This window comes from Pseudomonas azotoformans (assembly GCF_900103345.1).
Classification (GTDB): domain Bacteria; phylum Pseudomonadota; class Gammaproteobacteria; order Pseudomonadales; family Pseudomonadaceae; genus Aquipseudomonas; species Aquipseudomonas azotoformans.
The window spans coordinates 4,882,501-4,895,273 of the sequence record NZ_LT629702.1; the positions used below are offsets into that span (position 1 = coordinate 4,882,501).

The following is a 12,773-nucleotide window of genomic DNA, read 5'->3' on the forward strand; positions in this document are numbered from 1 at the left end:
TTGACTGCGAGACAGACACGTCGAGCAGGTACGAAAGTAGGTCTTAGTGATCCGGTGGTTCTGTATGGAAGGGCCATCGCTCAACGGATAAAAGGTACTCCGGGGATAACAGGCTGATACCGCCCAAGAGTTCATATCGACGGCGGTGTTTGGCACCTCGATGTCGGCTCATCACATCCTGGGGCTGAAGCCGGTCCCAAGGGTATGGCTGTTCGCCATTTAAAGTGGTACGCGAGCTGGGTTTAGAACGTCGTGAGACAGTTCGGTCCCTATCTGCCGTGGACGTTTGAGATTTGAGAGGGGCTGCTCCTAGTACGAGAGGACCGGAGTGGACGAACCTCTGGTGTTCCGGTTGTCACGCCAGTGGCATTGCCGGGTAGCTATGTTCGGAATAGATAACCGCTGAAAGCATCTAAGCGGGAAACTAGCCTCAAGATGAGATCTCACTGGAACCTTGAGTTCCCTGAAGGGCCGTCGAAGACTACGACGTTGATAGGTTGGGTGTGTAAGCGCTGTGAGGCGTTGAGCTAACCAATACTAATTGCCCGTGAGGCTTGACCATATAACACCCAAGCAATTTGACTACTCTAACGAGCATCAGATTGCGGTGTGTGAAGACGAAATGAACCGAAAGTTCGACGCTCACAAAGCACCGAAAGCTGTCACATACCCAATTTGCTGAAGCGAGGCATAAGCCACGACTCGGTACCCGAATTTCTTGACGACCATAGAGCATTGGAACCACCTGATCCCATCCCGAACTCAGTAGTGAAACGATGCATCGCCGATGGTAGTGTGGGGTTTCCCCATGTGAGAGTAGGTCATCGTCAAGATTAAATTCCAGAACCCCTGATTGCTAACGCAATCAGGGGTTTTGTTTATGTAGAAGTCCATGAATTTCACCGGCACGTTGCTAACCCAACGGTCCGGTACACAGAATTTCTTGACGACCATAGAGCATTGGAACCACCTGATCCCATCCCGAACTCAGCAGTGAAACGATGCATCGCCGATGGTAGTGTGGGGTTTCCCCATGTGAGAGTAGGTCATCGTCAAGATTGAATTCCGAAACCCCTGTCTGCTAACGCAGACAGGGGTTTTGTCGTTTGGGGCTATAAGTCGCCACAATTTGTAGTAAGCGTCTGCTAATCACACCTTGCAACCTCAGGCCTGAGGCTGGGGCTACTCCTTGGATAAAAACCGTTCGGTGATCATCGCCACCGCCTGCGCAGGAGACGTCAAAGCTGTGTCTATCTTAAACGGAGCGTCTTCCCACGCCTCGTATTCATGATCCAGTACTGACTGCCAGGTTGGTGGAGTCAGCCCAGGAATATCGATCTTTCTGGTTTCTACCCGACGCTGGTGTTCATGTTTATCAGAGCAGATCACTTGGACGTTCACTAATGGAGCACCAGAGCGTGTGGCGATTTCGCTCCATGCCTTTCGGCTTTCGAATACTGGGTTAACACAGTCAACTATGACCGTGCTCCCAAAACGAAGATTGCTTAGAGCAAGCTCATTGGCGACCATGTACCCGCTCCGTCCTACGTCTTGTGCAAGAGCACCGGAGTCTCGAATAGCCTGCTCAATCGTGTCGATCCGCAGATACAAGGCACTTGTTCTGGCGGCAAGGTCGCATGCAATAGTCGTTTTTCCGGTACCTGGAAGACCGCTGAAAACAATGAGCATTCTATGTCCTTAGGTTAGTGAGTTAACCCAGTCTAGGTGGCTGCCAGTTATGCGGTAGCAACTGGTCCACTTCACTCGCCCGCTGTGTCGGCAGCTGCGTGAGAACGTCCTTCAAAAAAGCATACGGATCATGCCCATTCAACCGCGCTGACTGGATCAAACTCATGATCGCTGCCGCTCGTTTGCCACTGCGCAGAGACCCGGCGAACAACCAATTGGAGCGCCCAAGCGCCCATGGCCGGATCGTGTTCTCCACCGGGTTGTTATCGATGGGCACAGCCCCATCATCTAGGTAGCGCGTCAGCGCTACCCAGCGTTTCAGGTTGTAATCCAGTGCCCTGGCCGTGGCCGACCCTTCGGGCACAAGTGCGCGCTGAGCCAGCATCCACTCATGCAACTTTTCAGCGATGGGCACCGCCATTTCTTGGCGTAATCGCCAGCGATCTTCATCGCTCATATCCTTGGCCTGCCGTTCGACTTCGTACAGCCCGCCGATGGAGTGCAGCGCCTGCTCCGCCAACTGGCTTTTGTTCGTCACATGCAGGTCGAAGAACTTGCGCCGGGCATGTGCCATGCAGCCGATTTCGGTGATGCCCTGCTCGAAGCCAGCTTTGTAGCCTGCGAAGTCATCGCACACCAGCTTGCCGTTCCAAGTGCCCAGGAAGCTACGCGCATGTTCGCCGGCACGGCTGGGGCTGAAGTCGTAGACCACCGCTTTCAGTGCCGAGAACGGTGTCGTGCAGTAGGCCCAGACGTATGCTCGATGGGTTTTCTTTTCGCCCGGTGCCAGCATCTGCACCGGTGTTTCGTCAGCATGGACGACTTGCTGAGCCAGCACGGCTTCGCGCAGTGCATCTACCAGCGGTTGCAGTTGTACGCCGGTTTGACCGACCCACTGAGCCAGCGTCGAACGCGGGATCGCCAGTCCCGCACGGCCGAAGATTTTTTCCTGCCGGTACAGCGGAAGATGGTCGGCGAACTTGGCCACCATTACGTGGGCCAACAAGCCGGCGGTGGGGATACCCTTATCGATCACCTGTGCCGGTACCGGTGCCTGGATCAGTGTTTCGCACTGACGGCAGGCCCACTTGCCACGTACATGTTGCTCAACCGTGAACACGCCGGGCGTGTAATCCAGCTTCTCGCTGACGTCTTCGCCGATGCGCTGAAGTTGGCAGCCGCAAGCACATTCAGTGCTCTCCGGCTCATGATGAATGACGGTACGAGGAAACTGCGGTGGCAACGCTGCACGCTTGGGTTGTTGGCGTGGCTCGTCCGGTGCCGGAGCGGGACGAAGTGCTTTCAACTCCGCGTCGATGGCTTCGAGGTCGGTGTTGAGCAAGTCATCCAGCAAGCTGCCTTGCGCCGGACTGATCTGCTCACTGCGCTTGGCAAACTTGTGGCGTTTAAGGATCGCGATTTCGTGAGAGAGCTGCTCGATGATCGTCTCGTCACGATGGATCTTTCGGCCCATGGTGTCGACCTTCGACAGCAACTGCGCAGCGAGTGCGCGCAGTTGATCGGGCGTCATTTGGTCGAGATTGGGCGTGGAAGTCATGCCGTGGATTTTACCAAAGCCGCCCACCCGACACAGCTAAAAGACCCGATTCAGAGCAACGTAATTACGCCGTTAGCACCCACCCGCTGCCAAGGCAGGCCCACAACCAGCGCCTGAAGTTGCTCTGCGTCGAGTTCAACTTCGTGGCCTCGATACGTGCCAGGCCAATGGAATTTGCCCTGGTTCAGGCGGCGTGCGGCCAGCCAGATACCCACACCGTCGTGCACGAGTACTTTCATCCGATTGGCGCGGCGGTTGGCGAACAGATAAGCGCAGTGCGGCTTCGCCGCACCGAACACCGCGATCACACGGGCAAGGGCAGTTTCGGTGCCAGCGCGCATGTCCATAGGCTCAGTGGCGAGCTAGATGGCGTCGATGCGAATCATTGGGAGAGGCTGCGGATAAAGCGGGCGCAGCCTTCCGGGTCGGAGATGGGCCATTTGACCGTGATGGCTTGGCCGCCCAGCGGCAATGCAATAACCACCGCCTCATCAGCGGGCCGCTTGGGCATGGGGTGCAATGGTACGAATGCCGGAAGTGGAGCGACCGCCTTGTCGCGGTATAGCGGCAGCCACTTGCGGATAACGTTGGCGTTGATGCCATGGCTGATGGCGACGCTGGAAAGTGAGGCTCCAGGTTGCAGGCATTCCTGCACGACCTGGGCTTTGAAGGGCTTCGGGTAAGAGCTTCGTTGGCGCATGGAAATCCTGGCGATAAGGGTGATCGCGTCCGCTTAAAAATAGACGGACAACATCGCCCTTAATGCTGGGGTTCGGAAGGTGTGTTCACCGGCCCCTTACAATTTGTAGTCTCCTCACACAAGCCTACCGCTGGTCAGTTTCCTGCTTAAAAGTCAGAAACGTCCCACAATTTTCTAAGCTTTGCCGCGGCTTGGCCGAAAGCCTGACGAGCCATGCGTGCACCGAAATAGAGCGGCCCCAGAAGCTGCCTATACCGTTACATGGAATGTTCCACTCGGCACGCTCACCCCCCTTTGGCAAAAGAAGTCGATGAAATGAATCTCAAGTTCAGTCATAAAATTCTGTTGGCCGCGTCAGGCGTTGTGGTTCTAGCCTTCGCGTTATTCACCCTCTACAACGACTACCTGCAGCGCAGCACGATCAAGCAGAACCTGGAGTCGTCCATCCAGCAATCCGGTGAACTCACTGCCAGCAGTGTGCAGAACTGGCTTAGTGGCCGAATATTGGTACTCGAAAGCCTTACGCAAAACGTTGCTCACCAAGGCAGTGGTGCCGACCTTCCTGGCCTGGTTGATCAGCCTGCGTTCACTGATAACTTCCAGTTCACCTATGTTGGCCAAACCAACGGTGTGTTTACCCAACGTCCTGACGCAAAAATGCCCGATGGCTACGACCCCCGTCAGCGTCCCTGGTACAAACAGGCAGTAGCTGCAGATAAGCCCATGCTCACGCCACCCTATATGGCAGCGGTAGGTGGGCAGATCGTGACCATCGCCATGCCGGTGAAAAAGAACGGCGAGTTGCTCGGTGTGGTCGGCGGTGACCTGAGCCTGCAGACCTTGGTGAAGATCATCAACTCGGTGGACTTTGGCGGTATTGGCCATGCGTTCCTGGTCAGCGGCGATGGGCAAGTCATCGTCAGTCCCGATCAGGACCAGGTGATGAAAAACCTCAAGGACATCTACCCCGGCACCCAAGTGCGCATTGAGAAGTTCAGCCAGGATGTTGTTCTCAATGGCCAGGACCGCATCCTGTCATTCACGCCTATTAGCGGCTTGCCTGGCGCAGATTGGTATATCGGCCTGTCGATTGATAAAGACAAAGCCTACGCACCACTGGGCAATTTCCGGACATCCGCCTTAATTGCCATGTTGATCGCTGTGGTTGCGATTGCCGTGCTCCTGAGCTTGTTGATTCAAGTTTTGCTGCGACCCCTGACCACTATGGGCGTGGCGATGCAGGATATCGCCCAGGGCGAGGGTGACCTGACCCGTCGTCTGGCGGTCACCAGCAAGGACGAATTTGGTGAAGTCGGCAGTGCATTCAATCAATTCGTAGAGCGCATCCATGCGTCGATTTCGGAAGTGTCCTCGGCTACCCGCCAGGTGCATGACTTGTCCCAACGTGTGATGGCTTCGTCCAATGCCTCAATCGTCGGTTCCGACGAGCAAAGCGCGCGCACTAACAGCGTCGCCGCAGCGATCAATGAATTGGGTGCCGCCACTCAGGAAATCGCACGTAACGCCGCCGATGCGTCACAACACGCCAGTGGTGCCAGCGAGCAGGCCGATGATGGCCGCAAAGTGGTCGAGCAGACCATCCTTGCCATGTCTGAGTTGTCGCAGAAGATCAGCTTGTCCTGCACCCAGATCGAGACCCTGAACGCCAGCACCGACAACATTGGTCACATCCTTGATGTGATCAAAGGCATCTCCCAGCAAACCAACTTGCTGGCGCTTAACGCTGCCATCGAGGCGGCCCGTGCCGGTGAGGCCGGGCGAGGCTTTGCGGTGGTCGCCGACGAGGTACGTAACCTGGCTCACCGCACTCAGGAGTCGGCCGAGGAGATCCACAAAATGATCACTTCGCTGCAAGTAGGCTCGCGCGAAGCGGTGACCACCATGAACGCCAGCCAGGCCTCCAGCGAAGAAAGCGTAGAGGTCGCGAACCAGGCAGGTGAGCGCCTGGTCAGCGTGACCCAGCGAATCGTTGAGATCGACGGCATGAACCAATCTGTCGCAGCCGCTACCGAAGAACAGACGGCTGTGGTGGAAACCCTCAATGTGGATATCAACCAGATCAATTTGCTGAACCAGCAGGGAGTAGCCAATCTCAATGAAACCCTGAAGGATTGCGATGCCCTGTCGCAGCAGGCCAATCGTTTGAAGCAACTGGTCGATAGCTTCAAGATCTGACCCGCTGATTCAACGGCAGGGGCGCATCGCTTCGCTCCTGCCACTTAGCTGAGCATTCGACGGACATTGTCCAGGGCGCTGTTGGCGAAGCTCTGCACAAACTGTTCAAACCCTGCGCTCGCCCTCTCTGTGGGCTCTGTAATAATTGTCCACATCACCTTGGAGCGCTTCGCTTCAAGTGCTTCCACTTGGATCGCCGCCCATAGTCTGGCCACGCCCAGGGTGTTGTAGATCGTGGTCCAAGTCATGTGCATGGCCTGCTCGTCCCGGCTATTGAGTTGCTCCACTACACGATTGCCATCGCGGAAGAATTTTGTCCGCAAGGCGCCCACGCCTGAGCCCATCATTTCGATATGGCTCAATTCCGGAATGAACGCATCGAAGCCGGAAAATTGCCCTACCATGCCCCACAGGCGAGAGGCTGAGCAGCTGACCACGACAGACGCCACTATCGGCAGGGCAGTCGGATTGCGGATTAACGTATCGGGTTGCAGCAGTTTCATGAGGTTGTCCTGGGGTATTCAAAGAAAGTCGATGGCCTTGAGGTAATTAAAGCCTTTGCTCAACAGTGCCGTGTCCTTTGCGGGGTAGTGTTCACCCATCCGCTGGACACCTTCACGGGCGTTGTCGTAACGAATCATCGAAGTGTCACCGATGTCTTCGTCGAGGCGGTCGAGGTAAAAGCCGAGCACGCCAAACAGTGCGTTGTCCTGGCTTACCGTTCGCAGCGCCTGCTGCCATTGCGCGATGCCCACCCGCCTGAAGCGATGGCCCGCTCGACTGAACGCATCCAGGTAGTGCGTCCAGCTCAACGGTTGTGGGTTATGCAGGTTGAACACACTCCGGCTGGCTTGAAAGCGGGTGCTGTGGAATGCAATGAAGCGAGCCAGAAAGTCCACCGGCATCAAGTCGAAGTTCAGTGCCAACCGGGGCAGCAGGCCCAGCTGCAGTGACCCCTTGAGCATCAGCATCAGACGATTTTTCTGCGGCTGGCACACACCGTTCTGGCTGTTGAAGCTGATATTGCCGGGACGATGGATATTGACCCAGGCACCGCGCTCCACTGCATACCCCAATTGCCGCTCCGCGACCCATTTGGACAGGTTGTAACCATTCTTGATGTACAGCGGCAACGTGGTAGAGGCGGGCGCTTCGAGGACATAGCCCTGCGAGTCGATACTGCTCGAGGCCGACAGTGTCGAGACAAAGTTGAGGACCTTCTTGCGGTGGGTCTCACACAGGCGCAGGCATTCGCGTATGGGATCAACGTTGTCCTGCTTCAGTGACGCATAGTCCATCACATGATTGACCCGCGCCGCGTTGTGGACCAGCACGCCGAAGTCTCTGGCGAGAGTCTCATACACAACTTCAACCAGGCCCAATCGAGGCTGGCTGATATCGGCTGCATATACCTGCACCCGGCTCAAGTCCAGATGCTCCAGGCGGTACTCATGCAACGCCTGAAGGAACCGTACCATCGGCAGTTGACCCGGCTCCTCACGTACCAGGCACGCCACCTCGGTTGCCCCAGCGGCCAGTAATGCCTCGACGATATGGACACCGACAAAGCTGTTGGCTCCGGTCACGATCACTTTGTGCGGATCACCAGCGCGGTCCTCGGGCAGTGTATCGAGCTCCCACTCCCATTGAGCATCACGAACCGCCTGGCCGGACACGGCATCGGGTCGTTCACCGTTCTCCACCAACCTTGCGAGCGTGCGAATCGTCGGAACTTCAATAAAGTGACTCAACACGAAGCTACGGCCGAACTGCTCGCGAACACGCAGCAACAAGGTCGATAGCAAAATCGAATGCCCGCCGAGATCGAAGAAGCTCTGGTCAATAGACAGATCACCTGCGGGCAACGTCAGCAGCTCGCTCCACAAGTGGGTCAACTGAACGTGAAGTGGAGTTTTTTCAGCACTGCCGGCAGCCTGCAAAACAGACTGGATTGGTAGTGCCAGCAATGCCTTCCGGTCGACTTTGCCGTTACCGGAACACGGCAGGTGTGGCAACACCTCCCAGAAGCCCGGTCGCATGTAGTCTGGCAGCCATTGCCGTGCATGGCACTGCAGGGCGGCTACGCTAGCGTCTGGTTCAGGCTGGGCGACATAACAGCGAATCCTGCTGTTGCGGTCAATCACCACTGCCACCTGGCGATACAGCCGACTATTACGCAGGCATTGTTCAATCTCCTGCGGCTCGACCCGAAACCCGCGGACTTTCACTTGGTCATCACGCCGCCCACCCAGCACGATCCCGTCGGCGGTCCATCGTGCCAGGTCGCCACTGCGGTAGGCCCGCAATGGCTGACTTCCTGGTATGGCCAGTTCCACGAAAGGACTGGCAGGCGGTTGCGGCGTGCCCACATACCCCAGGCTGACTCCGGGGCCGACGATGTATACCTCACCCATCACCTCTTCATCCACCGGTTGCAGAGTGTCATCGAGGATCAGCACCTGGCTGTTGGCAATGGGGTAACCGAGGTTGCTGTTACAGTCACCGGGGTGCAGTGTCCGATGGGTGGCCAGCACTGTGGTCTCCGTGGGCCCGTACAGGTTGTGAAACCGGCACTGCCCTGCCAGTCGTTCGATGACATGGGGTTCGCACACATCGCCGCCGGTCAACAAGTGCGTCAGGCCCAGTGGTTGATCCAGCGGCAAAATGCTCAACAGCGCAGGCGGCAAGAAGGCATGAGTGACGCGCTGCTGGCGGAGCAAATCCAACAGTTGCTCAGGGGCACGCCGTTGCTCGGCACTGGGGACGATCAACTCGGCACCCGCTATCAGGGCAGGGAATATATCGATCAGCGATGAGTCGAAGCTCAATGGCGAAAACTGCAAGACACGGCTCTGGTCATCCAGGTTCATACAGGACCTGAACCAGGCCGTGAAATGTGCCAGGTTTGCCTGGCTGAGCAGCACGCCCTTGGGCTGGCCTGTGGTGCCTGACGTAAAGAGCGTCATGCAGGGCGCGTCGGGGTGGGGACGGGCTGGCATCAACGCAAGCGTGAAGTCGACATGCCGAAGGTCAAGACGGGTGATATCCAGTGCAGTGAAGCGCGCTCGCAAAGGATGTTGGCCTGTGTCCAGTAACACGCGCGCCCCAGCGGTCTCGAGCATGACTTGATGGCGTTGTGGCGGGTGGTCCGGGCCCAGCGGCAGATACACCGCCCCACAGCCCAGCACTGCGAGGATACTGGCGTACAACTCGATGGATTTTTCAAGGCATACGCCGACCACGGATGGTGCTTGCGTCTTGCCCAACAAGGGGTGTAACTGTTGCTGGATCGTGAGGGCCTGGCTGTGCAGCTCGCGGTAAGTCACTACGCTGCCGGCGATCCTCAGCGCCGGTCGATCAGCGAACCTATGGAGGCTTGCCTGCACCCGTTCGATCACGGGCACTCGGGCTTCGCGCAGTACGGCAGGGTCTTCGGTGTGGTTGAATCGATGGACAAATGCCAGCGCATCAAGCGCGTCCAACCCCTGCTCTGGCCATTCATTGGCAGCCGCACTCTCGGAGAAATACCCCGGGTCGCGTGAGAAACCACTGACGTGCAGTGCAACCCATTCCACCAGTGCGTGGGTCACTTGCTGGCGTAATCGTTGCCCGTTGCCCGTGGGCTCTTCGGCGATGTCCAGGACTCCCGACAAGCGCCGGTTGGCCCCATAGGCGCGCAACTGCAGCGTGGGTAGTCCGCAGCCGGACATCGGGCCAACGCCCAGGCGCAGGCTCAACGCTGAGGTTGGGTCTGCCGCGTCCCGTAGTGGCTGATGCCCGTCATCTATCCACAGGTCGACGCCTTCATCACTCGAGACATGCCCATACTGTTCCAACTCTCGTCTGATGGCGGCCAAGGCGCTGCTGGCACCGCAAAATCCGATTGTCAGGCGCCTCATGTCGCGTCCCCGGGCGTCGGCAAATAGTCTTTCAGCGCGTCCACAACACTCGGCGTCTGCAGCACACCGCTGTGTTGCAGGAAGCCAAGGATATTGCTCAACAGTGGGTGTCGGCGGGTAATGGGGAAGGTGAGCGCGGCGATTTCATTACGCAACGCGTTGCGCAGGCTGGCGTTGATATCGAGGTGTTCGATCAAGTGAAGGTCAAAGCCCTTTTGCAGATCGTGCGTCAGGTACTGAGCCAGGAACACTGGCAGTACCTTGGCAATGCTGTCGCGATCGTCCGCACTCGCGGTTTGCCAATACAGGCGTACGAGTCGCGTCCAGAATTGCGCGTGGCGGCCTTCATCAAACAGGTGATCAGCCATCAGGCCACGAATGGACGCTTTGACACTGGTGTCCTTGGAGAACGCCGCCACATCATGGGTCACAGTGTTTTCGGCGATGGCTACGCCGATCAGTTCTACTGCATCGTGCAGGTGGGCTGGCACTTGGGCCTGTGCGGCGGGCAGTGCGCGGCTCAATTCGATTTGCCTGGGCAGCTCCAGCGGCTGTATGCCGGTCATGGCCACGGTTTGCTGCAGGAAATCCAGTGCGACCAGCGCGTGGTAGTCCTCGTCCACGACGACCGTCATTGCATCAACGCGGCAGGCCAGCGGGAAGGGAATCGAGAAGCGGTTCTTGGCAATGCTGCGCGCAGTCTTGTCGACGATCTCGGTCTCGAATATCACCACGTCGTTGATGAATTTGTAGAAGCTCTGAACCAGCACGAAATCGCGCCACTGCGGGCAGTGTTCGAGAAAGGTCGCGCTGAGTACCAACGGCTGGCGGCACAGTGGGAAGAACAGCTTGTCGTCGTTTTCCAGCAAGCGGCGAGGACGTGTGCGGATGGTTGCACGGCGCTCCCAGTCGTCGGCGATGGATGTGTAGTCGCCGGTGTTCATGGGCGCACCTCTTGCAAGGAGGCCTGAACCTGATCCCAGAACGCCATGCGGCTCTCCATGGCGGCAAGGGCTGCGTCGTGGGCCTGCTTGGAGTACGTCGGGTCTGCGCTGGTGAGGCGTTCAAGCAACTGCTCGGCGGCCGGCCCATGTTCCTGTGCGTCCATGTCGATGTGACGCTTGAGGTAGGCGCACAAGGTAGGCGCCTGGCGGTGAAGGCGTTCATCGGATTGCAGGATGCGCTCGAACATTATCGGGATGACATGCTCACGTCCGTACAGGAACGTTGCAGCCACACAATGGGTGGGAGCGTTCTGCGCTAGGTTCAAGGTGTCGCTGACGAAGCGCGCCACGCCGGAAAGAACCTCGACCTCATGCAAGGCGGCATTTGCTTCCAGGCCTTGGCGTTGCAGCGTAATAAAGCGGTTGATAGGCGCGGTGCTGGCGCCCACTTCGGCCATCGCCTCCAGGTAGAGTTCGAAGTGACTGCAATAGCCTTGCGCGGGATGTTCGTCCGACTCCTCACCCAATACGATCTCATTGATCAGGCGTGCGGCCTGCGGGTCTTTCGGTGGCAGCCAAGGCAGGCGAGTACAGGTCAAATCCTGTTGCAGGCGTTTGGCGAGGGTCATGAAGTCCCAGACGGCAAATACATGGCTCTCCATGAAAAGTTGTAACTTTCGTAAGGAAGTTATTTCTGAAAATAATGAATGACTGCATAACTTCAATTTTGCTGTTTCGAGTAACGGTTGATGCATGGTTGATGCCTATGAGTTGTTGCGTCTGCTGTGTGAACAGCGATGAGTTTTTTGTGGTTGGCAAGGGAACAGTCGCTGTCAAACGGCTGCTGGCGTGCAGGGACGCTAAATATGACGAATGCCGGGTTTGTTAATAAAATATAATAAGCGGGTTAAACAAGTTGGCGAACATATAAATATGTTAGAAGTTTTTCTAAATGATATTTATGTAAGTTGGCTTCTTTGTTGTAAGTGGGAAGTTTCTTCGAGGCGAGGCGCTAACTGTGAGTCAGGACGCCCCGCACAGGGGAAGGTCGAGGCAGGAGAGCCGTGTGCCTTATTGCGTACCCTTCTTGTCGTGGGCATCCAGGCCATTGAGGTATGCAGTGATCACTTCCATGCCTCGCATCAAGTGATTGCGCAGCGTCAGGATGCTTTCCTGGGTTTTCTTCTGGACCACCAGGTTCAGCAGTTCGCGGTGATCTTCCTGGGACGTCTCACCCAGCCCCATGGCCTCAAGGTTATAACGCAGGAAACGCTCCTCTTCGTTCAACCCATGCTCCACCAATTTGAGTAGCCGCTGGTTCGGGGCTTTGCCATAGAGGGCCATGTGAAACAGTCGATTGAGGCGGCCCATTTCGGCGTAGTCTTTTTCCTGCTCAAGAGCACAAATAATGGCGTCCGCCTCGGCAATATCGGCCTCGGTGAGTAAAGGGATCGACAAGCGCAGCGCTTCAGACTCCAGCAACATCCGCAGCTCATAGGTCTCGGCCGAGTTATCCTCGATCAAGGGTGCAACCACAGCGCCCTTGTGCGTCACCACATGCAGCAGTGATTGGGCTTCCAGCTGGCGCAAGGCTTCCCGCACCGGCATGCGGCTGACCCCGAACAGGCTGGCCAGTTCCTGTTGGCGCATGGCGGTACCGCAGGGCAATCGCCCATCCAGGATGGCGTTGCGCAAGGTTTCTTCAATCACGGAACGAGCAAGATGCGCGGGAATAGGACCGCTGATCTTGATGCTGTTTAAAGGCGTCGGCTTCTGCGTCACGGTTA

At 57.2% G+C, this 12,773-nt stretch carries 9 protein-coding genes, 3 rRNA genes and 1 pseudogene (1 of these 13 running past the window's edge); 4 read left to right on the top strand and 9 right to left on the bottom strand.

All coding sequences use genetic code 11. The annotated features are described in order from the left end of the window. From BLR69_RS22255 to rrf (BLR69_RS22265), 3 genes are all read left to right on the top strand, one after another. Positions 1-562: ribosomal RNA gene (locus BLR69_RS22255) — 23S ribosomal RNA — on the top strand; it begins 2,330 nt to the left of the window's first position. Positions 563-717: 155 nt separating this feature from the next. Continuing rightward, positions 718-833: ribosomal RNA gene (gene rrf, locus BLR69_RS22260) — 5S ribosomal RNA — on the top strand. Between the two features lie 109 nt (positions 834-942). Further along, positions 943-1,058 (top strand): 5S ribosomal RNA (rrf, locus tag BLR69_RS22265). A gap of 124 nt (positions 1,059-1,182) precedes the next feature. Here the strand turns inward: rrf (BLR69_RS22265) and BLR69_RS22270 are convergent. The 4 genes and pseudogenes from BLR69_RS22270 to tnpA all read right to left on the bottom strand — a co-directional run bounded on the left by BLR69_RS22270 (position 1,183) and on the right by tnpA (position 3,947). Next, a complete protein-coding gene (locus BLR69_RS22270; protein ID WP_071492945.1) occupies positions 1,183-1,689 on the bottom strand; it encodes an AAA family ATPase in 507 nt (168 codons plus the stop codon). Between the two features lie 22 nt (positions 1,690-1,711). Beyond that, positions 1,712-3,247: an IS66 family transposase gene (gene tnpC / locus BLR69_RS22275; protein ID WP_071492946.1), complete on the bottom strand. Its 1,536-nt coding sequence runs from the start codon at positions 3,245-3,247 to the stop codon at positions 1,712-1,714. A 50-nt stretch (positions 3,248-3,297) separates the two neighbouring features. Then, positions 3,298-3,597 (bottom strand): annotated as a pseudogene (gene tnpB / locus BLR69_RS31235) (IS66 family insertion sequence element accessory protein TnpB); the annotation flags it as partial. Between the two features lie 32 nt (positions 3,598-3,629). Further along, complete coding sequence (tnpA, locus tag BLR69_RS22285) at positions 3,630-3,947, bottom strand: IS66-like element accessory protein TnpA (protein ID WP_071492947.1); 318 nt, start codon at positions 3,945-3,947, stop codon at positions 3,630-3,632. 315 nt (positions 3,948-4,262) lie between these two features. On the opposite strand from tnpA, the gene BLR69_RS22290 reads away from it, so the two are divergent. Beyond that, positions 4,263-6,143, top strand: coding sequence for a methyl-accepting chemotaxis protein (locus tag BLR69_RS22290; RefSeq protein ID WP_071493251.1), 1,881 nt, complete (start codon positions 4,263-4,265; stop codon positions 6,141-6,143). Between the two features lie 44 nt (positions 6,144-6,187). Here the strand turns inward: BLR69_RS22290 and BLR69_RS22295 are convergent, their stop codons facing one another. The 5 genes from BLR69_RS22295 to BLR69_RS22315 all read right to left on the bottom strand — a co-directional run bounded on the left by BLR69_RS22295 (position 6,188) and on the right by BLR69_RS22315 (position 12,768). After that, positions 6,188-6,646 carry an SRPBCC family protein gene (locus tag BLR69_RS22295; RefSeq protein WP_071493250.1) on the bottom strand — a complete coding sequence of 153 codons (459 nt, stop codon included), beginning with the start codon at positions 6,644-6,646 and terminating at the stop codon, positions 6,188-6,190. Positions 6,647-6,664: 18 nt separating this feature from the next. Further along, complete coding sequence (locus tag BLR69_RS22300; protein ID WP_071493249.1) at positions 6,665-10,042, bottom strand: amino acid adenylation domain-containing protein; 3,378 nt, start codon at positions 10,040-10,042, stop codon at positions 6,665-6,667. Further along, on the bottom strand, positions 10,039-10,986 hold the full coding sequence (locus BLR69_RS22305) for a diiron oxygenase (RefSeq protein WP_071493248.1): 948 nt from the start codon (positions 10,984-10,986) through the stop codon (positions 10,039-10,041). Before BLR69_RS22305 ends, BLR69_RS22300 begins: the two co-directional genes overlap by 4 nt. Then, positions 10,983-11,741, bottom strand: coding sequence for a DUF3050 domain-containing protein (locus tag BLR69_RS22310; protein WP_071493247.1), 759 nt, complete (start codon positions 11,739-11,741; stop codon positions 10,983-10,985). Before BLR69_RS22310 ends, BLR69_RS22305 begins: the two co-directional genes overlap by 4 nt. Positions 11,742-12,057: 316 nt before the next feature. Beyond that, positions 12,058-12,768 carry a GntR family transcriptional regulator gene (locus BLR69_RS22315; RefSeq protein WP_071493246.1) on the bottom strand — a complete coding sequence of 237 codons (711 nt, stop codon included), beginning with the start codon at positions 12,766-12,768 and terminating at the stop codon, positions 12,058-12,060. Between the last annotated feature and the right edge of the window lie 5 nt (positions 12,769-12,773).

Excerpts from the sequence above, each read along its gene's own strand:
- BLR69_RS22270 (WP_071492945.1), bottom strand. The coding sequence starts at position 1,689 with ATGCTCATTGTTTTCAGCGGTCTTCCAGGTACCGGAAAAACGACTATT.
- tnpC (WP_071492946.1), bottom strand. The coding sequence starts at position 3,247 with ATGACTTCCACGCCCAATCTCGACCAAATGACGCCCGATCAACTGCGC.
- tnpA (WP_071492947.1), bottom strand. The coding sequence starts at position 3,947 with ATGCGCCAACGAAGCTCTTACCCGAAGCCCTTCAAAGCCCAGGTCGTG.
- BLR69_RS22290 (WP_071493251.1), top strand. The coding sequence starts at position 4,263 with ATGAATCTCAAGTTCAGTCATAAAATTCTGTTGGCCGCGTCAGGCGTT.
- BLR69_RS22295 (WP_071493250.1), bottom strand. The coding sequence starts at position 6,646 with ATGAAACTGCTGCAACCCGATACGTTAATCCGCAATCCGACTGCCCTG.
- BLR69_RS22300 (WP_071493249.1), bottom strand. The coding sequence starts at position 10,042 with ATGAGGCGCCTGACAATCGGATTTTGCGGTGCCAGCAGCGCCTTGGCC.
- BLR69_RS22305 (WP_071493248.1), bottom strand. The coding sequence starts at position 10,986 with ATGAACACCGGCGACTACACATCCATCGCCGACGACTGGGAGCGCCGT.
- BLR69_RS22310 (WP_071493247.1), bottom strand. The coding sequence starts at position 11,741 with ATGCATCAACCGTTACTCGAAACAGCAAAATTGAAGTTATGCAGTCAT.